The 22,113-nt window shown below is 36.1% G+C and carries 22 protein-coding genes; 11 read left to right on the top strand and 11 right to left on the bottom strand.

Annotated features, from left to right (window positions below; all coding sequences use genetic code 11):
- Positions 1 to 139 precede the first annotated feature (139 nt).
- The gene (gene tyrS / locus ACZ1JT_RS04415; protein WP_465094948.1) at positions 140 to 1,444 is read left to right on the top strand and encodes a tyrosine--tRNA ligase; all 1,305 of its coding nucleotides are present in this window, start codon (positions 140 to 142) and stop codon (positions 1,442 to 1,444) included.
- Here the strand turns inward: tyrS and ACZ1JT_RS04410 are convergent.
- From ACZ1JT_RS04410 to ACZ1JT_RS04390, 5 genes are all read right to left on the bottom strand, one after another.
- Entirely contained in the window at positions 1,437 to 2,417 is a 981-nt protein-coding gene (locus ACZ1JT_RS04410; protein ID WP_465094947.1) for a LuxE/PaaK family acyltransferase, read from the bottom strand. The two genes, tyrS and ACZ1JT_RS04410, sit on opposite strands and share 8 nt — an antisense overlap.
- 69 nt (positions 2,418 to 2,486) lie before the next feature.
- Positions 2,487 to 4,430, bottom strand: coding sequence for a T9SS type A sorting domain-containing protein (locus ACZ1JT_RS04405; RefSeq protein ID WP_465094946.1), 1,944 nt, complete (start codon positions 4,428 to 4,430; stop codon positions 2,487 to 2,489).
- 109 nt (positions 4,431 to 4,539) lie between these two features.
- A complete protein-coding gene (locus tag ACZ1JT_RS04400) occupies positions 4,540 to 4,881 on the bottom strand; it encodes a T9SS type A sorting domain-containing protein (protein WP_465094945.1) in 342 nt (113 codons plus the stop codon).
- A 103-nt stretch (positions 4,882 to 4,984) separates the two neighbouring features.
- Entirely contained in the window at positions 4,985 to 6,157 is a 1,173-nt protein-coding gene (locus tag ACZ1JT_RS04395; RefSeq protein WP_465094944.1) for a hypothetical protein, read from the bottom strand.
- Between the two features lie 165 nt (positions 6,158 to 6,322).
- Entirely contained in the window at positions 6,323 to 9,070 is a 2,748-nt protein-coding gene (locus ACZ1JT_RS04390; RefSeq protein WP_465094943.1) for a TonB-dependent receptor, read from the bottom strand.
- 195 nt (positions 9,071 to 9,265) lie between these two features.
- Here ACZ1JT_RS04390 and ACZ1JT_RS04385 point away from each other — a divergent pair, with 195 nt between their 5' ends.
- Complete coding sequence (locus tag ACZ1JT_RS04385) at positions 9,266 to 9,949, top strand: response regulator transcription factor (protein WP_465094942.1); 684 nt, start codon at positions 9,266 to 9,268, stop codon at positions 9,947 to 9,949.
- Positions 9,950 to 10,993, top strand: a complete 1,044-nt coding sequence (locus ACZ1JT_RS04380) for a sensor histidine kinase (protein ID WP_465094941.1) — start codon at positions 9,950 to 9,952, stop codon at positions 10,991 to 10,993.
- 7 nt (positions 10,994 to 11,000) lie between these two features.
- Here the strand turns inward: ACZ1JT_RS04380 and ACZ1JT_RS04375 are convergent, their stop codons facing one another.
- Positions 11,001 to 12,056: a glycosyltransferase gene (locus ACZ1JT_RS04375; protein ID WP_465094940.1), complete on the bottom strand. Its 1,056-nt coding sequence runs from the start codon at positions 12,054 to 12,056 to the stop codon at positions 11,001 to 11,003.
- Positions 12,057 to 12,209: 153 nt separating this feature from the next.
- Here ACZ1JT_RS04375 and trmB point away from each other — a divergent pair, with 153 nt between their 5' ends.
- The 7 genes from trmB to ACZ1JT_RS04340 all read left to right on the top strand — a co-directional run bounded on the left by trmB (position 12,210) and on the right by ACZ1JT_RS04340 (position 17,030).
- On the top strand, positions 12,210 to 12,884 hold the full coding sequence (gene trmB / locus ACZ1JT_RS04370; RefSeq protein ID WP_465094939.1) for a tRNA (guanosine(46)-N7)-methyltransferase TrmB: 675 nt from the start codon (positions 12,210 to 12,212) through the stop codon (positions 12,882 to 12,884).
- Positions 12,884 to 13,513, top strand: coding sequence for a LysE family transporter (locus tag ACZ1JT_RS04365; RefSeq protein WP_465094938.1), 630 nt, complete (start codon positions 12,884 to 12,886; stop codon positions 13,511 to 13,513). Before trmB ends, ACZ1JT_RS04365 begins: the two co-directional genes overlap by 1 nt.
- A complete protein-coding gene (locus ACZ1JT_RS04360) occupies positions 13,513 to 13,845 on the top strand; it encodes an MGMT family protein (RefSeq protein ID WP_465094937.1) in 333 nt (110 codons plus the stop codon). The genes ACZ1JT_RS04365 and ACZ1JT_RS04360 overlap by 1 nt, the downstream gene beginning before the upstream one ends.
- A gap of 129 nt (positions 13,846 to 13,974) precedes the next feature.
- Complete coding sequence (locus ACZ1JT_RS04355) at positions 13,975 to 15,102, top strand: Mrp/NBP35 family ATP-binding protein (RefSeq protein ID WP_465094936.1); 1,128 nt, start codon at positions 13,975 to 13,977, stop codon at positions 15,100 to 15,102.
- A 134-nt stretch (positions 15,103 to 15,236) separates the two neighbouring features.
- On the top strand, positions 15,237 to 15,476 hold the full coding sequence (locus ACZ1JT_RS04350) for a NifU family protein (protein WP_465095275.1): 240 nt from the start codon (positions 15,237 to 15,239) through the stop codon (positions 15,474 to 15,476).
- Between the two features lie 161 nt (positions 15,477 to 15,637).
- Positions 15,638 to 16,696, top strand: a complete 1,059-nt coding sequence (locus ACZ1JT_RS04345) for an NAD(P)/FAD-dependent oxidoreductase (RefSeq protein WP_465094935.1) — start codon at positions 15,638 to 15,640, stop codon at positions 16,694 to 16,696.
- Position 16,697: 1 nt separating this feature from the next.
- Entirely contained in the window at positions 16,698 to 17,030 is a 333-nt protein-coding gene (locus ACZ1JT_RS04340) for a 2Fe-2S iron-sulfur cluster-binding family protein (protein WP_465094934.1), read from the top strand.
- A 31-nt stretch (positions 17,031 to 17,061) separates the two neighbouring features.
- On the opposite strand, the gene ACZ1JT_RS04335 is transcribed toward ACZ1JT_RS04340, so the two are convergent.
- From ACZ1JT_RS04335 to ACZ1JT_RS04315, 5 genes are all read right to left on the bottom strand, one after another.
- Positions 17,062 to 17,847: a DUF3050 domain-containing protein gene (locus ACZ1JT_RS04335; RefSeq protein ID WP_465094933.1), complete on the bottom strand. Its 786-nt coding sequence runs from the start codon at positions 17,845 to 17,847 to the stop codon at positions 17,062 to 17,064.
- A 130-nt stretch (positions 17,848 to 17,977) separates the two neighbouring features.
- Positions 17,978 to 19,156 carry an acyl-CoA dehydrogenase family protein gene (locus ACZ1JT_RS04330; RefSeq protein WP_465094932.1) on the bottom strand — a complete coding sequence of 393 codons (1,179 nt, stop codon included), beginning with the start codon at positions 19,154 to 19,156 and terminating at the stop codon, positions 17,978 to 17,980.
- A 193-nt stretch (positions 19,157 to 19,349) separates the two neighbouring features.
- Positions 19,350 to 20,060 carry a tRNA1(Val) (adenine(37)-N6)-methyltransferase gene (locus ACZ1JT_RS04325; RefSeq protein WP_465094931.1) on the bottom strand — a complete coding sequence of 237 codons (711 nt, stop codon included), beginning with the start codon at positions 20,058 to 20,060 and terminating at the stop codon, positions 19,350 to 19,352.
- A gap of 185 nt (positions 20,061 to 20,245) precedes the next feature.
- Positions 20,246 to 20,776 (bottom strand): ribosome maturation factor RimM, encoded by a 531-nt coding sequence (gene rimM, locus ACZ1JT_RS04320; protein WP_465094930.1) that lies wholly within the window; start codon positions 20,774 to 20,776, stop codon positions 20,246 to 20,248.
- Positions 20,777 to 20,791: 15 nt separating this feature from the next.
- Entirely contained in the window at positions 20,792 to 21,346 is a 555-nt protein-coding gene (locus ACZ1JT_RS04315) for a 30S ribosomal protein S16 (protein ID WP_465094929.1), read from the bottom strand.
- Between the two features lie 195 nt (positions 21,347 to 21,541).
- On the opposite strand from ACZ1JT_RS04315, the gene ACZ1JT_RS04310 reads away from it, so the two are divergent.
- Entirely contained in the window at positions 21,542 to 21,895 is a 354-nt protein-coding gene (locus ACZ1JT_RS04310; protein WP_465094928.1) for an RNA recognition motif domain-containing protein, read from the top strand.
- Positions 21,896 to 22,113: the final 218 nt, after the last annotated feature.

The following is a 22,113-nucleotide window of genomic DNA, read 5'->3' as shown; positions in this document are numbered from 1 at the left end:
GTATTTTTTTTAGGGTAAACAAACAAATAAATAACCTAACTGAGCTGTTGTGAATAAGTGAAATAATCAACAATAAATTTTATCTTTGCGCTCGTAAAGTCCTTGTTAAGGCAAAGTTTAAGAAATTAAAGCAAGAAAAATGAAAAATTTAGTAGAAGAATTACGTTGGAGAGGTTTGTTTCACGATATGATGCCAGGTACTGAAGAGCAGCTGGTAAAAGAAGCAACTACAGCCTATATTGGATTTGACCCTACAGCTGATTCTTTGCATATTGGAAGTATGGTTCAAATTATCTTGTTAATGCATTTACGTAAAGCTGGGCATAAAGCAATAGCGCTAGTTGGTGGTGCGACAGGGATGATTGGAGATCCTTCTGGGAAATCAGACGAGCGTAATTTGTTGGATGAAGCTACTTTAAATAGAAATGTCGAAGGTATCAAACGCGTTTTGTCGCGCTTTTTGGATTTTGAAGCGACAGATGCTAATGCGCCAATTCTTGTAAATAATTACGACTGGATGAAGACTTTTTCGTTTATCGATTTTGCTCGTGATGTAGGTAAACGTATTACGGTAAATTATATGATGAGCAAAGATTCGGTAAAGAAGCGTTTGAGTAGCGATTCGGGAGTTGGGATGAGTTTTACCGAGTTTACATACCAATTAATTCAAGGGTACGATTTCTATCATTTAAACAAAGAATACAATTGTTTGTTACAAATGGGTGGAAGCGATCAATGGGGAAATATTACCACAGGAACCGAGCTTATCAGAAGAATGAATGTTGAGAATGAGGAAAGAGGAAAAGCGTTTGCTTTAACAACACCATTAATCACAAAAGCAGATGGTTCTAAATTTGGTAAAACCGAAGGAGGTAATGTTTGGTTGGATGCGGATAAAACATCGGTGTATAAATTTTACCAATTTTGGTTGAATACGACTGATGAAGATGCTGAAAAATATATTAAGATTTTTACATTTTTAGATAAAGAAACTATTGATGCATTAATTGAAGAACACAGACAAGCACCACATTTACGTGTTTTACAGAAGCGTTTAGCGGAAGAAATTACCACTTTAGTTCATTCTAAAGAAGAATTAGAAAATGCAATTGCTGCTTCAGAAGCTCTGTTTAGTAATTCAATTGAAGGTTTACAAAAATTAGATGAAAAAACGTTTTTGGAAGTTTTTGATGGCGTTCCAATGGTTGAATTACCAATGAGTGATATCGAAGAAGGATTAGATATGATTGCAGCAATGGCAGCAAAAACTAATTTCTTAGCTTCAAACGGTGAAGCTCGTAGAGAATTGAAACAAAACGCAATTTCGTTAAATAAAGAAAAAGTAGGAGAAGACTATAAAATTTCTAAATCTGATTTGATCAACAATCAATTTTTATTGTTGCAAAAAGGAAAGAAAAATTATTATGTAATCAAGGTTAAATAACCATTAGGTTACAACCTCGAATATCCGAATTATCAAAACGTCCCAACACTTCGAAAGAATGGTTGGGATATTTTTTGCCCAAATCTTGAGTAGCAATGAACGAGCAGGAATTTATATTGGCTAAATCAATTACGTTAATGCCGCCTGTTTTACCTTCTTCAACATAAGAAAGGGCATCTTCTGTGTCTCGAATTAAAATTTGCATCCATGGCGGACATTCAAATATACCATCGCCTAAAGAGTAGGCTTGCGATAAAAGTTCGGTCATGCCATATTCCGAATGAATCGTAGGAACATTAAAACCTTTGCAAAGAATTTCGTGAAGTTCTTCGCGAATCATTTCTTTACGCTTGCCTTTCATGCCTCCGGTTTCCATAATAATGGTGTTTTTCAGATTGAATTGATGCTGTTCTACCAAATCTAACAAAGCATATGTAACACCAATTAACATTACATTTTGGCCAGAATTGTCTAGTTCTTCTAATTTCTGAATTAACGCATCATAATTGTGAAGATAAAAGCCAGAATCAGGCTGATTGCTCGATTCAATCAAATCTTCCACCATATAAATTAAAGAAGAGCCTTCGCGTTCCAAATAGGATGGAAGTAGTGCTAATACGACATAGTCTTCAATGTTGCCGTAAAATTGTGAAAAAGCTAGTCGGAAGCTTTCTGTATAGTAATTCAAATCGGTTATATTATGCCGACTTGTGGTCATTCCAGTAGTTCCGCTGCTTGTGAAAGTAATCTCAATTGGTTCTTGACTGCTTACAACATCGTGGGTTTTGAAAAACTGAATTGGCAGAAACGGAATTTCTGTCAACGATTTCACATTGCTTTTGTTCTTTCTCAATAAATTACAAAAATTTTGGTATACCAAATTGTTGTCGTATTGATGACGGAATACTTTGAGAGTAAGTTTCTCAAATTCTTTTTTGGAACCGATGTGAAAGATGTCTGATGTGCTAAACATGTGGCAAAGTTACAAAAATAAGAAAGCACCAACTTTCGTTGATGCTTTCTTTATTGTATGAGAAAGAAATTATTTGATTACTAATTTTCTAGTAGCCGTTTTACCTTCTTCAGTAATTTTAACCATGTAGATTCCTGCGTTTAAAGAAGAAACATTAATTACTTCATTTGCAGTAGTAGTGTTTAATACTTGTTTTCCAACTACATCATAAATAGCGATGTTTTTAACACCATTTGTTGAAGTTGTAATATGAAGGAAATCGTTTGCTGGGTTAGGATAAACGTTTAATCCAGCAATATTGTTAAAGTCTTTTGTTTTTAATGTGTAATCAGCTGTTGTGTTAATCTTTAACGCATCAACCATGATTGTTGGTGTTGGATTGTTGTCTTGACGGAAGAAAAAAGCTGCAAGACTTGTGTATGCAGTTGCAGGAGTAGCTGAAGCTGTTACTGTTCCTGTTCCACCAATTGCTGCGTTTTCAACTAAAGTAAGTAGATTAGTTGTAAAGTCATAACCAACAGATAGGTATTGATTGTTAAACATGTCAACTGCTTCAGGAGTATATAGGTTTGCTGACCAAACCACATCTGCAAGAGTGGTTGTTGGAGCGATACCAAATTGGAAATCAGTTCCTACTCTTCTAATCCAAAGAGTACCTTTGAACGTAGCTCCTGCATCTGTGAAGCCAGCGAAATATGTGCTGTTTCCGTCTGCCATTGCTGCAAAATCAGTTACTTTGATTATGAAAGAACTGAAAATTGTTCCTGAATTCGTGTCTGTAAATTTTGCTTTTGTATCACTACCTGCACCAGAAAAAGTTGCAGAATTTCCTGTAGCGGTTATTCCAGTATAGTTTAAGTTTCCAGCAGAGATAAGAATTTCATCAGCACCACTTGAGTGATTTGTCCACGCTTGTGTTGAACTTAATGCGGTTCCAACAGTATAGTTAAATGGTTCATTAAAAGGTAAAGTGTTTATCACTTTACATTCTGGTGAAGTAACAGTTTTTTGAATGAAACATGCACCGTTAACTGTAAGTGTAATATTTGTGCCTTCTGGAATATTTGTAATTACAATGTTTCCTGTTGCAACAGTTGAAGGGTTATCTCCTCCAATGGTACCAGCGTTAGCGGACAATGTGTATGCAGCAGTGTTACCTCCTGTGAAAGGAATTGTAGCAGTGTATGTGTCAATGGCTGATGTTACAGCATCACATGTTGCAGTTGCAGTACCTAAAGCTAAATCGCATGGGGTAGTTCCCATCCAAGATGATGAAATATAAAGTGCGTCAACCGTTTGGTTTTGGTTTGTAGCATATTGTCTAAGGGCTGCGTATGTAATAGCTGCCTGTCCAGTTCCTGTTGCAGTTATTTCTGGAGTTCCAGCTGCTACTTCAGTTGCAGGGACACCCATTGATATTGATTTTACCCAAAGGCTAGCGCTTCCAGTAGTTGAATTTTCGTATTTTACAATTATTAAGTAGGTGGTTCCTAAGCTTAATTCTGTAGTGCCAAAATTTCCAGTAGACGTATTTGAAAGACCAATGTTGTATTTTGTAGTGGCGTCAATAGTTGACGGTCTTGTAAAAACTCTACAAGCGTAAGTACTAGATGAATTTGGCATTAATGCCAAAAAATACCCAGAAGTTGCATCGGTTACGTTTAACAGAAATGAAGTATAAATTATGCTTCCACTTGCAGGAGCAGTTGTAAGCAGTTTACGAATATCTTGACCGTTATTGTCGACTCTTGCTGCGTTTCCAGCGGTAGTTCCTGTAATACTTGAAACTCCATCGTTATAACCAGCGAATGTAAGACCATTTGAAGCGCCAACATCTATAACTTGAACTCCAGCACCTCCAAATTCTTGCCATCCAGTAAGAGGATCGGCAGTACCAGTAAGGGTAAGCTGTGTATTGTCTGGGTAGTTGAAACTTTCGTTCAGGTAGTTGGTTTGCCCGAATGAAAGTGCGCTAACAGTTAAGGTTAACAATAATGCGTAAATTTTTTTCATATCAATTTGATTTTTAAAAATTGGACAACAAAGATAACAAGTATTTACATATTTGTAAAACTTTTAATGTAAAATTACAGTTAAATAGTAGTAGGTTGAGGGGTTGTAACTATCTGATAATTAGTTTTCTTGTAGCTGTTGCTTCACCTTCTTTGATTTTGATGATGTATACACCCGCAGAAATAGAGCCGATGTTAAGATCTTTTCCGTTAATGTTGGCTTGCAATACACGTTTGCCTAAAACATCAAAAATTTCGATGTCTTTTTCCAGGTTTTTTGTGGTGGCAATAAAAATTCTTTCTCCTGAAACAGGATTTGGATAAATGCTTAACCCTTCAATAGTGTTGTCTTGCGTTTTGTTCGCAGTAGTAGATTTACCTTCTTGAGCCTGAAGATTCAGGGCAGAAAGTAAAAAAACGATAAGAATAATATAAAAGTAGTTTTTCTTCATGCGAACTAATATTGTGTAAATATAAAAAATATTTTTCAAAATATATGCCAAAAAAAACGCCCTTTTATTAAAAGAGCGTTTTTATAACAATTTTATGATTTTATTAGAATCCTACAGACCATAATGCCGCCCATGATGGTGCTGCAGTACCGTTACCTGCTCCAGTTGCAGTACCTACAGTAGCTACTCCAGATACATCAGCAGATGTAGTATCTGTTCTTTTTCCTTTTGTATTGTTGTTGATCCCTTCAAAAGTAACTGTTGTAGCTTTTAAGCTTGTTCCAACATAACTGATTGTTTGATCGTGTTCAACATCAAAACCTGTTGCGAAATCTTTAACATATACGTTAGTGAACATTCCTTTAGTTCCTCTTCTTAATTTAAGTCCTTGGTTTTCACCATAAACGTTTACATCAGCACTAGCTCCAGGTCCAATTAAAGTTAAGTTTGAAATAGTTGGGTTAGAGTTTGGAGAAGCATCAAAATTGAATTCGTAGTTGTCAGCTTCAATTCCACGGTTTCCTTTTCCGAAGTCTAATTTACCATACCAGTTTGTGTTGGTTCCGTTCCATCCTTCAGTCCAGTCGAATTGATCATCTTCGTTACCAATAGAAATTAAGTTAGAAGTGTTAACAGTACCACCAAAAAACTCAAAACCATCATCAGCTCCATGGTAAGCTTCTACATTTTCTACAATTGTTCCAGAACCTACTCCGAAGAATGATACTCCGTTGAATTCTTTAGTTGCGTTGAATGCTGCTCCAGCGTACTCGATTCTTAAATATTGAATTGTACCAGAATTGTCGTTAGGAATTGTACCGCCATAAGTTAAATCGGCAACTTCAGATTGTGCAGATGTAGCTCCAATGTTGATAGGTGCTCTACCACAAATTACTAAGCCACCCCAGTCTCCAGCAGCTTTAACAGTTTTTCCACTTGTGAAAACTACAGGGTTTGAAGCTGTACCTAAAACGTTGATTTTTCCACCTTGTGCTACAGCGATATATGAACTCGTTCCGTTCATACCTTCAATGATAGTTCCAGCAGGAATAGTTAAGGTAGCACCATTGTTGATTTGGATTTTTCCAGTTAATTTGTAAACTACACCAGAACTTAAAGTTACTGTTCCACTGTTGATAGTTCCTTGAAAATTATTAGCATCAACTACAAAAGATTGTGGGTTTGTAGTGTTGTCGTCTTCAGATTTTGTACAGCTTGTTAAAACAACAGCTGACATGGCTAAAAGTCCGAATAATTTTAAGAATGAATTTTTCATTTTTTTTCTTTTTTGTTTAATAGTTATTTTGATGAAGCAAAATTGCGAATTGTTGTTTTAAACTGAGTTAAGCGATTATAAAGGTTTGTTTAACTAATTTTCAATTTTACATTAATGGAATGTTACCTGTGTTAAGAAAAAATGCGGCTTTAAAGCCGCATTTTTTTAGAACTGATAACTTAATCCCAGACCAAGGTTGATTCCTTTGGTATATGATAATAGTTTTACATCGGCATTATCATTTTCTTGAACGCGTTCAATTTTTGGATTTAACAAGTTCTTGGCAGATAATCCTAATGTTAAGTTTTTATTGAACTTGGATTTTAAGATAAAATCTAATGTACCTACTGCTTTGTCAACTTGATTTCCTTTCATGTTAGTTCCTATGGCATATAATCTATCTGAGAAATAAGAGTATGCAATAGTAGCGTTTACGTTTCTTTCTTTGCTCCATTCTTTCGTGAAAGATATGTCGGCATTAAGTAGTAAAGGTGATGCTCCTGTGAAAGCAGCTTTGTCTTTGCTGAAAATTACTTGGTAAGCGGTTTCTTTGGCAACTTTGTTGTTACTCAATTCTTGAGTAGTATACATGTATGAAGCGTTCAAACCGGCTGTTAATTTTGTTTCATTTTCCGATTCAGTAGCGTATAAGCTTTTTCTAACTTCTGCTTCAATACCAGCTACGTATCCTTTGTTTCCTGTGTTAATGAATGAAATATCGTTCGTTGAAGAAGCAATAGTAACCTCATTAATTGGATTCATGATATATTTTCCAAAAGCACCCATTGAGAAAATTTCATCAGCATTAGGGAAGTATTCCCATTTTAAGTCGATGTTGTAATTGTCTGAAGGATATAAATCTTTGTTACCAATTTTAACTTCAGTAATATCTTCGTAAACAAATAACGCTCTTTCTTTAAACTGAGGTAAAGTGTATGTTTTACTTGCTCCAAAACGTAAATTTTGTTTGTTGTTTACTTCGTATTTTACGATTAAACTTGGTAAGAATGTGTTTTTGTCGAATTCATCTTTTGCACCAGTTGGATCTAATTGTGTTCTCCATTTTACCTTTTGGTAGATGTTTTCACCTCGTAATCCAAGAATAGCGGTTAATTTAGTGTTGAATTTATATTCGGTATTTAAAAACACACCATTAATATATTGGTCACCCGTGTATTTTTGTGGAACTAATGCGTTAGCATCACTTGCTCCGCCAGCATAGGTCGACATTTCAAAATATCCATTAGCATAATTAGTTTGATTGTAGAATGTGTCTAAGTTGTCTAGATCTACAATAGTAGCTAAATAAGGACTGTATGTTTTAAAGTTAAACTGAGTAGCTTTAAAGGTTCTACTTTTTGAACGGCCGTTATATCCAAAAGTAAATGTTCCTTTGTAATCACCTTCGTTGTTTTTGTTAAAAGCATACGATATTGAAGCGTTAGCTACATTTTCTTCTTCTTTCAAACGTTGGTAGTAACGGTTGTTGTCCGGACGTGATTGAGCGATAATTTGGTATCCTGCATCGGTTTTTCTAAAACTGTTAGTAACACGGTCTGGCATGTCTCCGGTGATAGTGTTTCTTCCAAAAGCCCAGTTTGCTTTGATGCGTTCTCCAAATTTGTGCTCACCTAAAAGTTGATTTACGAATAAAGTGTTTTTCTCGTATTGTAAACGTCTGATTAAACCGTTTCCATCGTTGGCTAAATCGGCTACATAACCGTAATATTCACTTTTCGATTGGTTTGAAGTATTTACGAAAACCGAGTTAAAGCTAATTTTATGATTGCTGTTGATTTTATACCCGATGTTTGCTAAACCGGTAGTATTTGTGTTGTATCCTATTGATGAATAGCTTTTAAAATCTTTATTCATTAAACTTCCATCACCGTTTACACTACTACGTGCCATACCGTTTCTTCTAGAAGTGTATTCGTTGCTTATTGAACCTGTAGCAAAAAAGCTAAGTTTGCTTTCTGATCCAATATTAAATGATTTTCCACCAGATAAGCCAATGTTTCCAGCATAAGGTGCTTTTCCTTCTAATTCTAAACTTTGAAATTGGTAACTTGAAATTGTCGATGGGTTTTTAGGATTGCTAAAACCAAAATCGCTATATCCTTTTTGTAATTTGAAATTGTCTTCGGCAATAGCATTAGTGTTTGCATTTGCACCAATGTCAAATTTTAACATTCCACTTCCTTTGTAATCTTTAGAGATGATATCTACATTTCCTCCACCAAAGTCACCAAAAATTTTACTGTTGTATACTTTGTCAATAGAAACCAATTCTACGATATCAGTCGGGAAAATTTCTAATTTAATATTCTTTTTCTCCGGATCGTTAGATGGAATTGGCAATCCGTTCATGGTAGTAGAGTTGTAACGGTCTCCTAATCCACGAACATAAATATTCCCTGAACCTTCTTGTTTTGTGATACCGGTTGTTTTAGTAACAGCAGTGGCCACATCGCTTACTCCTTTTCTAGAAAGTTCTTGTGCACCAATGGATTGTTTCATTTCTACCGCTTTTTTCTGCTCAGCAAGTAGCGCGGTTTCTTTTTGACGACTTTGTGTTACTTTAATTATGACATCTTGAAGTTCAACACCTTTCGATCCTAACGACTCATTGAATGTCTTTGTTTCGTCTGCTTTAATAGAAAATGGAATTTCAACGCTTTCGTAACCTAAAAATGAAATCACTAAAGTATGACTTCCTTCTGGAACAGAAAGGGAATAGTTTCCGTTTTCATCTGTATTAACACCGTTTGTAGTTCCTTTAATTAAAACTGTCGCAAAAGCCAAGGGCTCATTGTTCATGTCTTTGTCTGTAATTGTTCCGTTTACAGTTCCTTTTTGGGCGAAAGAAACGATGGAAAATAACAAGGTAGCTACTAATAGATTAAGTTTCATTATTGTGTTGTTTAAATTTGGTGCAAAGGAACTCTAGTAACGTTAACTTGATGTTATTGGAATGTTACACTTACGTGTACAAAAGATTACTAAAAGGTTAAGAAATTAAATAATAGTTAATCGTAAATTGGCGAGGTGTATTGTTTTGTATTATCTTTACCTTTACGTCCCGAAAACACACAAGAGTGTCCATTTATGAAAAAGAAAGACATTAAAATTTTATTGGTTGATGACGAACAAGATATCCTAGAAATTGTGGGATATAACTTGTCGCAAGAAGGCTATCAAATTATAACGGCTAGCAATGGTAAAGAAGCTGTTGTAAAGGCAAAAAAAGAATTACCTCATTTAATTATCATGGACGTGATGATGCCGGAAATGGATGGTATGGAAGCCTGTGAAAATATTCGAAAAATGCCCGAGCTATCCGATGTTATAATCACTTTCTTAACTGCAAGAAGCGAGGATTATTCGCAAGTAGCGGGATTTGACGCCGGTGCCGATGATTATATTGCCAAGCCAATAAAACCTAAAGTATTGGTAAGTAAAGTAAAAGCATTGTTACGTCGACTTAAAGACGAAAACAACTTAAACGATGTTTTGAAAATTGGTGATATCGAAATCAATCGTGAAGAATATAAAATAATCAATAACGGAACTGAAATCGTTTTGCCTAGAAAGGAATTCGAATTGTTTTATCTGTTAGCTTCAAAACCAGGTAAAGTATTTAAAAGAGAAGAAATTCTGGATAAAGTTTGGGGTAATGAAGTCGTTGTTGGTGGAAGAACCATTGATGTCCATATTCGTAAATTACGTGAAAAAATTGGAGACGATTTGTTTAAAACCATTAAAGGAGTAGGCTATAAGCTGGAGCTGTAAATGAGTATAAACTTTAAGAAGTCATATAAGTTTGCTGTTAAATCATCGTTCTATATCACGTTGTTTGCTACGGGTTTAGTGACTATTTTATTGTATTTTTTTCTTGAAATAAATTTAAAATTTATAGGGTTATTTGCCTTATTCACGATGCTCTTCTCCTTTTTTGTATTACAATACAGGGTGGAGCATTTTATTTACAGAAGGGTAAAGAAAATCTATGACGATGTTTCGCTTCTCGATTCTACCATTTTAAGGAGCAAGCCGGTAACTACCGATATGGCTACGCTTACCCGAGAAGTACAAAAATTTGCTACGGATAAAAAAATTGAAATTGAGACTTTAAAAATTCGTGAGGAATACCGAAGAGAATTTTTAGGGAATGTATCCCACGAGCTTAAAACTCCTCTTTTTACGGTTCAAGGGTATTTGTCAACTTTGCTAGACGGTGCCATGAAAGATAAGGTGTTGCTGAAAAAATATTTGCAACGTGCCGAAAAAGGGGTTGAACGATTGATTTACATTGTTAAGGATTTAGATATGATTACCAAATTGGAAACCGGTGATCTTAATCTAGATGTATCGGAGTTCAATATTGTAGATGTCGTGCAGAATGTTTTTGATTTGCTTGAAATGAAAGCCGATGAAAAAAACATCATCTTAATGTTCGATAAAAAATACACCAAGCCGGTAAAAGTGTTGGCCGATCAGGAAAAAATAGAACAAGTACTTACCAATTTAGTGATGAACTCGATTAAATATGGTAAAACGGATGGGACAACCGAAGTAAGTATTGAAGATCTAGTGAACAACAAAGTCATTATTCGGGTTACCGATAACGGTGAAGGAATCGAAAAACAACATATATCTCGATTGTTTGAACGTTTTTACCGTGTTGACAAAAGTGGAGCACGTTCTGAAGGGGGTTCCGGTTTAGGTTTATCTATTGTTAAACACATTATCGAAGCCCACGAAGAGAAAATTTACGTAGAGAGTAAATTTGGCTATGGTTCGGAGTTTTCGTTTACGCTTGAAAAGTCACGTTAGTTCAATATTATTCGAAAACCTGAAATAATTCTTTCCAGGTAATTTCTTCTTTGCCAACATCACTTAAACCTTTGTATAAGTCTATTTGAAGGAGATGGTCAACTTTAAAATCGTCTTGTTTGCACGAAGGAACCAATCCTTTTTTCTTTAACTTTTTTGCTAAATATTCTTGTTCGTATTGACCAGGTGTCGGAATGAAAAAAGCTTTTTTGCCCAATTTAGCCAAATCCATAATTGTAGTATATCCTGAACGACATAATACGGCTTTACTTTGGTTAAAAGCGGTTTCCAATTCTTTGCTATTCATGTAATTGTAGCATGTAATGTTGAAACGACGGGATACTTTTTGCTCGTTTTCAACCACACCTCTAATAAACAATACGTTGCCGTTGTAGTTTTTTAATTCTTCTTTGAGTTTGTTTTCCAATAAAGTTCTTTGAGGCTCAGGACCCGATAAAATTACCATCAAATCATAAATCTCTTCCAATTGCTTTTTATGGATTCGGCTTAGCGGACCGATATATTTGAGTTGTAAAGAACTGTTTTTCAAATGGCCCAGTTTTCCTGATAAATTTGGTTTTTCTGAAGCGTCGGGAATCCAACATTCTTTAAATTTTTTGATGAATTGTTGATGGATTTTCGTGGTAATCCAAGATGTATTCCCGGTTAAAACATTCAATTGATGCGTAATAAAAACCGATGTTCTTTTGTTGGAGTTTACGCCCAATCGGTTGTCCGAAATTATTCCATCAATTTCATAGGTGTTAATCCATTTTTGAACTGTTTTTCGCTCACTTCGAACAGCATTGAACATGTTCGGGATTTGTTTAAAAAGCTTCCATTTGAAATTTGCTCCGTTTTGTGCGTATTCAATTTTATAGGAAGGTAATTCTAAGGCGGTTAGATGTGGAAATTCTTTTTTTAATAAAGCCAACGCTACACCGTCTGAAGCAATTATAGGTTCAAAATTGTTATTTTCAAGGGCCTCAATAATAGGGATGCATCGTGTGGCATGACCTAATCCCCAATTTAAAGGAGCTACTAAAATTCTTTTTTTCTGCATTCTTTATATAATGAAATCGAAAATGTTAACCATTTCGTAACCAATAATCCTCTGGTAAATTAAGTATATTTGGCTTTAAAATTACCAATGCAAAGTAAAACTATTTTTATTGCTGTATATTTCCTTAATTTTACCAAAATTTTAAATTAAGTCGTGGGAAGTAAAAATAAATTAAAACGATTCAACGAAAATTCAACCTTTCACAATGTGTTTCAACCCACTCGTGAAGAAGTTATGGGTGATGCTTTTTCATTGAAAGGAAAGTGGAATAAAGAAGTTTTCAAAAACAACCACCCGTTAGTTTTGGAATTGGGTTGTGGTAAAGGAGAATATTCAGTTGGTCTAGCTGAACGTTATCCAGATAAAAATTTTATTGGAATAGATATTAAAGGCGCTCGTTTTTGGCGTGGTGCTAAAACGGCTGTTGAAGGTGGCATGCATAACGTAGCTTTTCTTCGTACACAAATCGAATTGATTGAAAATTGTTTTGCAGAAGGAGAAGTAGACGAAATTTGGATCACCTTTCCCGATCCTCAAATTAAATACAAACGTACGAAACATAGGTTGACCAATTCGGAGTTCTTACAACGCTATAAAAAGATATTGAAGCGTGGCGGATTGATGAATTTGAAAACCGATAGTGAATTCATGCACGGATATACATTGGGTTTATTGCACGGTCAAGGGCATGAAGTGATTTATGCCAATCATAATGTATATAAAAACGAAGGTTCTCCAGAAGTAGTAACGGCTATTCAGACTTTTTATGAGAGTCAGTATTTGGAGCAAAACAAAGCGATAACTTACATTCAGTTTAAAATTAAATAGTGAATTATTTTTTACCATTATTACTTGGGTTTACGGCCGCTTCTGTTGGAGTGGCACCGCCTGGTTTGTTAAACATGACAGCAGCAAAAGTAAGTGCAGTTGATGGAAGAAACCGCGCAATTGTATTTGCGTTAGGAGCCAGTGTAACGGTAATTTTTCAAACTTATATAGCAGTTATATTTGCTAAATTTATCGATCGCAATCCCGAAGTGGTCGTAATGTTACAGGAAATAGGTTTGTTTATTTTTGTGGGATTAACGGGCTATTTTTTTTGGGCCGGAAAAAAGAAAAAGAAAAAAGAGGAAGAATTAAAAATGAAAAGCAAAACGAGTCGTTTTTTTCTCGGCATGTTATTGTCTTTTTTGAATTTACTGCCAATACCTTATTATGTTTTTTTAAGCGTTTGGTTTTCTCGAAAAGGTTGGTTTTTCTTTAATCAATCGTATATATGGCTTTTTGTAATGGGTACTGTAATAGGGTCATTCTTAATGTTTTACCTTTATATTTTGTTTTTTAAGAAGAAAGAAACCGATAAGCCTTCTTTCTTAATGGAAAATGGGAACTATATTATCGGAACTGTTACAGGGGTAATCTCTATTATTACTTTGTTGAAAATATTAAAGAGCTAATGGCTGCCAATAGCGATAATTTTTTTGAACGCGTTTACGACATTGCCCGTCAAATACCGTATGGCAAAGTTACTTCCTATGGGGCAATAGCTAAAGCTTTAGGAGCTGCCCGTTCGGCTAGAATGGTGGGTTGGGCCATGAATGCTTCTCATTTAAAAGAAGACATTCCAGCACATCGCGTAGTCAATCGGAATGGGGTTTTAACAGGAAAACATCATTTTGACGGAACCAATTTGATGCAACAATTGTTGGAAAGTGAAGGTGTTAAAGTGAAAGACAACCAAATCATCGATTTCAAAAAGCATTTTTGGGAGCCGCCGATACAGTTTTAGACCAAAATGCTTGCAAAACTTTGTGACTTTGAAACTTTGTGTCTTTGCAACTTATTTCACTATCTTTGCAATCGAGAATCAGTCTTAATAAAGATTTGATTCCTAAAGATTTAAGCATCCTCAAATACAATGAAATTAGATAGAAAAGAAATCCTTAGCGCCTTGGAAACCATTTCCATAGCCGGAGAAGGAAAAAACATGGTGGAAAGTGGAGCCGTACAAAACGTAATCACATTTGGTGATGAGGTAGTAGTAGATTTGCTTTTAACTACACCAGCCATGCACATTAAAAAAAGAGCGGAAGTAGATATTATCAAAGTAATCCATGAAAAAATCTACGATAAAGCCAAAGTAAAAGTAAACATAAAGGTAGAAGCACCAGAGAAACCACAAATCAAAGGAAAGTCAATTCCGGGTATTAGCAATATTATTGCTGTTTCTTCTGGAAAAGGTGGTGTGGGTAAATCTACAATCACCGCTAATTTAGCTGTAACCTTAGCCAATATGGGCTTTAAAGTAGGTGTCTTAGATGCCGATATTTATGGTCCGTCCATGCCAATTATGTTCGATGTGGAAGGTGCAAAACCCATCACAGTTGAAGTAGATGGTAAATCTAAAATGAAACCAATTACCGGATACGGTGTGGAAATTTTATCCATCGGATTTTTCACTAGCCCTGATCAAGCGGTTATTTGGAGAGGTCCTATGGCTGCCAAAGCCTTAAATCAAATGATTTTCGATGCCGATTGGGGTCAGTTGGATTTCATGTTGCTTGACTTGCCACCGGGAACTGGTGATATCCACTTGTCGATTATGCAATCGTTGCCAATTACCGGAGCCGTTGTAGTAAGTACTCCACAAGCGGTAGCTTTAGCCGATGCTAAAAAAGGAGTGGCTATGTTCCAAAACGAAAGCATCAACGTGCCTGTTTTAGGAATCATTGAAAACATGGCTTATTTTACACCGGAAGAATTGCCAAATAACAAATATTATATCTTCGGAAAAGAAGGAGCTAAAAATCTTGCAGAAGATTTAAATGTGCCATTTTTAGGAGAAGTGCCTATAGTACAAAGCATTCGTGAAGCAGGCGATTACGGTCGTCCGGCAGCCTTACAAACTGCTACACCAGTACAAGCTTCTTTTGAGGAATTGGCGCGAAATGTGGTAGCAGAAACCGTTCGTCGTAACGATAATTTGCCACCAACCGAAGCAATTAAAATAACCACGATGGCAGGATGTTCTGCAGTTAAGAAATAATGATATTAGAATGTTAGACTTCTTAGACAATTAGAACTTTTAGATTTTTTGGCTTACGTCTAAAAATCTAAGAAGTCTAACGATCTAAAAAATCTAGTAATCTAAGAGGTCTAACAACCCAACAATCTAAAATGATGAATTCAGAAGAATTAAAAAGTACTATAGAAAAAGCCTTAGATGAAATCCGACCGTTTTTAAATTCAGACGGTGGCGATATCACTTTGGTTGATATTGAAGAAGGGAAACATGTGAGAGTACGTTTGGAAGGTGCTTGTACTTCGTGCAAAATCAATCAGATGACATTGAAAGCTGGAGTAGAAACCACAATAAAAAAATACGCACCACAAATTGAAACTGTGGTGAATATTGCATAGTGTAAATCATCATAGAGCGTGGTGATTTGTTGAAGTATGGTGTCGTACCTGACAGCCACTGGTTGTCCTCCTTTTAATTTCAAATCTCACGCAAACCTGACATTAATCATGTTTGTTGACTTTGCAACTTTGTAGCTTTGTTACTCTGAAACTTAAAAAAAATGATTGAAACAGATATACTCATCATCGGCGCTGGTCCTACGGGACTTTTTGCTGTTTTTGAAGCAGGACTTCTAAAACTAAAATGCCATATCATAGACGGTTTGCCGCAACCAGGCGGACAGTTAACCGAATTATATCCTAAAAAACCTATTTTCGATATACCAGGCTTTCCATCGGTATTAGCAGGCGATTTGGTAACGAATTTAATGGAGCAAATCAAACAGTTTCAACCTGGTTTTACTTTAGGCGAAGTAGCCGAAACCATTCAGAAATTGGATGATGGAAGCTTCATTGTAACCACTAATAAAGGTACCGAGCATAAAGCAAAAGCTGTTGCAATTGCTGGTGGTTTAGGTAGTTTTGAGCCTAGAAAGCCAATTCTGAAAGATTTAGAGTTTTACGAATTGGAAGATCGCGGGGTGGATTATTTTGTAAAAGATCCTGAAAAATACCGTGGTAAACGCGTTGTGATTTCTGGTGGAGGAGATTCGGCTTTAGATTGGAGTATTTTCCTTTCTAATGTAGCATCAGAGGTAACCTTGGTGCACAGGAGAAATGAGTTCCGTGGCGCATTAGATTCTGTAGAAAAAGTACAGGAATTAAAACATGCAGGAAAAATTAAATTAATTACACCAGGTGAAGTGGTTGGATTTAAAGGTTCAGAACGTATTGAGTCGGTTGATATTGAAGTAAATGGAGCACGCATGAATGTGGCTACCGATTATTTTATTCCACTTTTTGGGTTAACACCAAAATTAGGTCCAATTGCCAACTGGGGCTTAGAAATCGAGAAAAATGCCATCGTAGTAAACAATGCCTTAGATTATCAAACCAATATCGAAGGAATTTACGCGATTGGTGATGTAAATACCTATCCGGGGAAATTGAAACTGATTTTGTGTGGTTTTCACGAGGCTACTTTAATGTGCCAATCGGTGTATAATAAATTGAATCCTGGTAAAAAATATGTATTGAAATACACTACGGTTTCCGGTGTTGATGGTTTCGACGGAACCAGAAAAGAAGCTGAAAAAGCTGTTGTAAAAGCAATTGAGTAAGATGAGTCAGGACGTAACCATTTTTATAACCGATCGTAACGGTGTAAGACACGAAGTTCAAGCGCCTACCGATATGAACATGAACATCATGGAGTTGGTTCGAGCATACGAATTGGCGCCTGAAGGAACCATTGGAATATGTGGTGGGATGGCCATGTGTGCATCTTGTCAATGTTATGTTCTAAACGATGTAGAATTACCCGAAAAAAATCCCGATGAAGATGCGATGCTTTGGGAGGCTTTTAATGTAAAAGAAAACAGTCGATTGGGTTGCCAAATTCAAATCACTCCCGAAATAGATGGTTTAGCTGTGGAGCTGGCTCCAGAATCATAAATAAAAAATCCCGATCTAGTCGGGATTTTTTTTATGTAGTTGCTAAATGACTTTCGTTAATATGTTCTTCAATCGCATCCCATAAGCCAATTCTTTTTTCTAAGGCTTGAATAGAAATAGCTTCTACTTCTTTCCATTTTTGGTGGTCTTCGCCACAAAGTTCCGAGATCATTTGCATGGCCATTGGACCGTGATCATCTCCATCTAATTCTATATGTCTTTCGAAATAATAAATTAGTTTGGATAAATCCACATCGGGGAAATTTGCTTTGAATTTTTTTAAGATTTCGGTAAACATTTCCGGAATCAAATCTTCGCGACCAAAAGTAAATGCTGCGGCAATCTCATGCGCTTTACCATGTTCAATTACTTCAAAAGTAAAATTTAGAAACTCCTTTATTTTTGGATTTAAATCACTGATTTTAATCGAAACAAAAATATTTTGCATCGAAATCACACTGTTTAAAAAAGCGTCAATTTGAGCGGTATTTGCACCACAGGTATTCATCGCATCCAAATACATTTCAAAATGGCTTAATCTTTTTCCATCTAAAGTTAGGTCGGATTCTTCGGCTAAAACAATCTCATTAATCAAATAACGAGTTTCTGGATTAGCAGACGCGAACCAAGGGGTTGTTGTACAAGTAAGCTTCGCTTGTAAAGCTTTTAACAACGACATGAAATCCCAAACGGCATATACGTGTCCTTCTAAAAAATGACGTAAATCGTCTATGTTTTGAATTTGGGCATACAACGAGTGGTTTAACAGTTGCTCGCGTTGTTTTTGAATGGAATAATTTATGGTCTGGATATTCATAGGGCAATTTTTATTTATATATACGAAAAACAATATCCAATCGGATTTGTTTCGCGTTTAACAAAAGTAAAAAAGCTTCCCGTTTTAGAGAAGCTTTTAACATTGATTTTATCGAAAATTAAGATTCCTCTTATTTGAAAGCAGCAAAACCGGTAACATCCATACCTGTGATTAACAAGTGAATGTCGTGTGTTCCTTCGTAGGTGATAACCGACTCTAAGTTCATCATGTGTCTCATAATCGAGTATTCTCCAGTAATTCCCATTCCACCTAACATCTGGCGTGCTTCACGAGCAATCTCGATAGCCATGTTTACGTTGTTACGTTTTGCCATAGAAATTTGTGCCGATGTAGCTCTTCCTTCGTTTCTTAAAACACCCAATCTCCAAGTTAACAATTGCGCTTTCGTGATTTCAGTAATCATTTCAGCCAATTTCTTTTGTTGTAACTGCGTAGCACCAATTGGTTTGTCGAACTGGATTCTTTCTTTAGAATAACGCAAAGCCGTATCGTAACAATCCATAGCAGCACCAATAGCACCCCAAGCAATACCGTAACGAGCAGAATCTAAACATCCTAGCGGAGCACCTAAACCAGATTTGTTTGGTAATAAGTTTTCTTTCGGAACTTTTACGTTATCAAAAATAAGCTCTCCGGTAGCCGAAGCTCGTAACGACCATTTGTTGTGTGTTTCTGGAGTAGAGAAACCTTCCATGCCTCTTTCTACAATTAAACCGTGAATTCTTCCAGTTTCGTCTTTTGCCCAAACTACAGCAATATCAGCAAAAGGAGCATTAGAAATCCACATTTTGGCCCCGTTTAATAGATAGTGGTCACCCATATCTTTAAAATTAGTTACCATGCCACCTGGGTTTGAACCGTAATCTGGCTCGGTTAAACCGAAACATCCAATCCATTCACCAGTAGCTAATTTTGGTAAATATTTCATGCGTTGCTCTTCGTTACCATATTTCCAGATTGGGTACATTACCAACGAAGATTGTACCGATGATGTAGAACGTACACCAGAATCACCACGCTCAATTTCTTGCATGATTAAACCGTATGAAATTTGATCTAAACCGGCACCACCGTATTCTACAGGAATATAAGGACCAAAACCACCAATTTCACCTAAACCTTTTACAATTTGTTTTGGGAATTCGGCTTTTTGAGCGTATTCTTCAATAATTGGAGAAACTTCTTTTTTTACCCATGCGCGTGCTGCGTCACGTACTAATTTATGTTCGTCTGTTAGTAAATCGTCTAACAAGTAATAATCCGGCGATTGAAATAAATCTGGTTTCATATGCAGTTTTTATTTTTTTAGTCATATGTAACGCGCAAAGATGTAGTGTTTTTAATCAAACGTGATACCTAGTGCTCGTTTCATTTTAGTTGTTATTTTTTGGTTTACAAAAGTACATAAAGATATTTAACTATTCAATTTGTGAAAGTTATAATTTTTATAATTTAGAAAAATTGCTTAGTTGAATTTAAGATTACATTTTCAAATAAAACGCCTCTGTCAACGCTACATATTCGGGTGTGTATTGGTGTCTTGCCGTTTCAATCACCAATTCATCCACTAAAGGAGTTTGCTCTATTCGTGTAAAAGCCATTAAGCTGCGTTTGATTTCGGCAGTTGGGGTGCCTTTAACACGGGTGATTTTTAAAGGGAATAGACCTCTTTCCTGGCAAAGGGCTAGTATTTTTTCTTCTTCTTTATAAGGGACGATTAAAGAGAAAATCCCATGATCAGACAAGAAAAAATCGGCAGCTTCTACCAGTTCTTCAAAAGGTAGTGAATCTTCAAAGCGGGCATTGTCGCGTGGCGCATCTCCAGATTTGTACTCGTCGGTGTAAAATGGCGGGTTGGAAACAATCAAGTCAAATTCTTCGTCTACTTCATCTACAAATTCGTCCAAGCCGGCATGATAACAATACAAGCGGTCGTTCCAAGGCGAGTTTTCAAAATTCTCGGTAGCTTGTTCGTAGGCATCGTCATCAATTTCAATGGCGTCAATTTGCTCAGCAGTACTGCGTTGTGCCAACATTAAGGCAATTAACCCGGTTCCGGTGCCAATATCTAAAATAGTGTATGGATTGTTGATAAGCGGCGTCCAAGCACCTAGTAAAACGCCATCGGTACCCACTTTCATGGCGCAACGTTCTTGTTGAATAGTGAACTGTTTGAATTGAAATTTAGACATTTTTAGAAAGTTAGAAGGTTAGATTTTTAGAAAATTAGACATTTTTAGAAAGTTAGAAGTTCAGATTTTTAAAGTCTAAGAAAGTCTAATATTCTAAAAGCGAAGCGAGTCCAATAATCTAATCGCGAAGCAAGTCCAATAATCTAATCACGAAGCGGTCTAAGTAGTCTAATCGCGAAGTGAGTCTAAGCATCTAAGTAAAGATCTACCAAGCCTTCGGGAGTGTTTAAAACTACTTTTTTATTCGTGCGGTCTACAGCTACAATAAAATCGTCAATCATCGGGATTAAGATTTCGATATCACCTTTCATAATTTCAAAAAGCGGTTGGGCGGTAGAATCGTTAATAGAAACAATTTTTCCAATATTCCCCAAACGAACATCTTCTACATCAAAACCAATGACTTCATGGAAATAAAATTTGTTGCCTTCCAGTTTCGGCAACATGTTTAAGGGGAGGTAGATTTCAGAGCCCATAATACGATCGGCATCTTCTTCGGTGTCCACTTCTTCAAATTTAACTCTTAAAAAATCGCCTTTGTGAAGTTGGCTTTTTTCAATAAAAAATGGAACCAGATTTTTGCCGAGTTCGACAAAAACTGATTCCATATCTTCATACATTTCGGGTTCGTCTGTATCCAAATAGATTAGAACTTCCCCTTTAAAACTAAATTTTTTTGCGATTTTACCTAAATAGAAACAATCTTCTTTACGCATGGAATCGCTTTAAAATTAAGCTTCTGTTTCTTCGTTGTTTTCCTCAACAGCTGGAGCTTCTTCAGTTGCAGCTTCTGCTACTTCTTCAGCAACCTCTTCTGTAGCTTCTTCTGCTTTTGCAGCTTCAGCTTGAGCAGCGATACGTTTTTCGTTAGCTTCTTTCTCAGCTTTTAATGCTTTTGCTCTTGCATCAGCTTCTGCTTTAGATAAACCAGCTTTTTTAGCATCAACTTTACCAGCTTTTGCTTCTAACCAAGCCGCTAATTTAGCTTCAGCTTGTTCAGCAGTTAAAGCACCTTTACGAACTCCTCCTTCTAGGTGGTGTTTTAATAAAGCACCTTTGTACGAAAGGATAGCTCTTGCAGTGTCAGTTGGCTGAGCACCATTGAATAACCAAGTAACCGCCTTGTCCATGTTCAAGTCGATAGTTGCAGGGTTAGTGTTTGGATTGTAAGTTCCGATTTTCTCTAAGAATTTACCATCTCTTTTTGCGCGAGCATCTGCCGCTACGATCCAGTAAAAAGGTTTCCCTTTTTTACCATGTCTTTGTAATCTAATTTTTACTGACATAATCTTTAATGATTAATTTGAGGTACTCGACCTCGGTTATTTAAGGGTGCAAAGATAGAAAAGTTTGTCATATAAAATAATTTAATTTAAAAAAAAGTAACGGGTGCCGTATAAAATATTTTTAAAGAAAAAGGTTAAGTATGAGTGATTTAGAAAAATAATAGTCTACCTTTACCGAAATTTTAAAATAGTTATATGAACATTTTTGTAGGAAGTCTTCCGTTCTCAATTGACGAAGCAGATTTAAGAGATTCTTTTGGGGTATACGGAACAGTGACTTCAGTTAAAATCATCACCGATAAATTTACAGGAAGAAGTAAAGGATTTGGTTTTGTTGAAATGGAAAATGAAGCGGAAGCGCTTAAAGCCATTGAAGAACTTAACGGTGCAACTGTTGAAGGACGTGCTATCGTTGTGAACAAGTCTGAGCCGAAACCGGAAGGTGAAAGAAGAAGTTTCAATAACAACCGCTCAGGTGGTGGTGGTTACGGAAACAACCGCGGTGGTGGAAACTACGGCGGAGGAAATAATAGAGGAGGAAGATACTAGGCTTTATTTTATATTATTACAAAACCATCTCACATCGAGATGGTTTTTTATTTATAGGTGTTTTGTTTTTTTGTAGCGAGACATTTTGTTTTTTTAGGGATGGTCGTTCCCGTCTTCGCCTTTAGTCTTCCACTTCGTTTCAGTGCTACCGGCTCAACCGGGGCTGAAAAGTTGTCGTTTGGTGTGTTTGTTAATAACTAAAATTGACAATCCGCTTC

The organism is Flavobacterium sp. IC2-16 (genome assembly GCF_055521455.1).
This window is presented reverse-complemented; position numbering and strand designations above follow the sequence as displayed.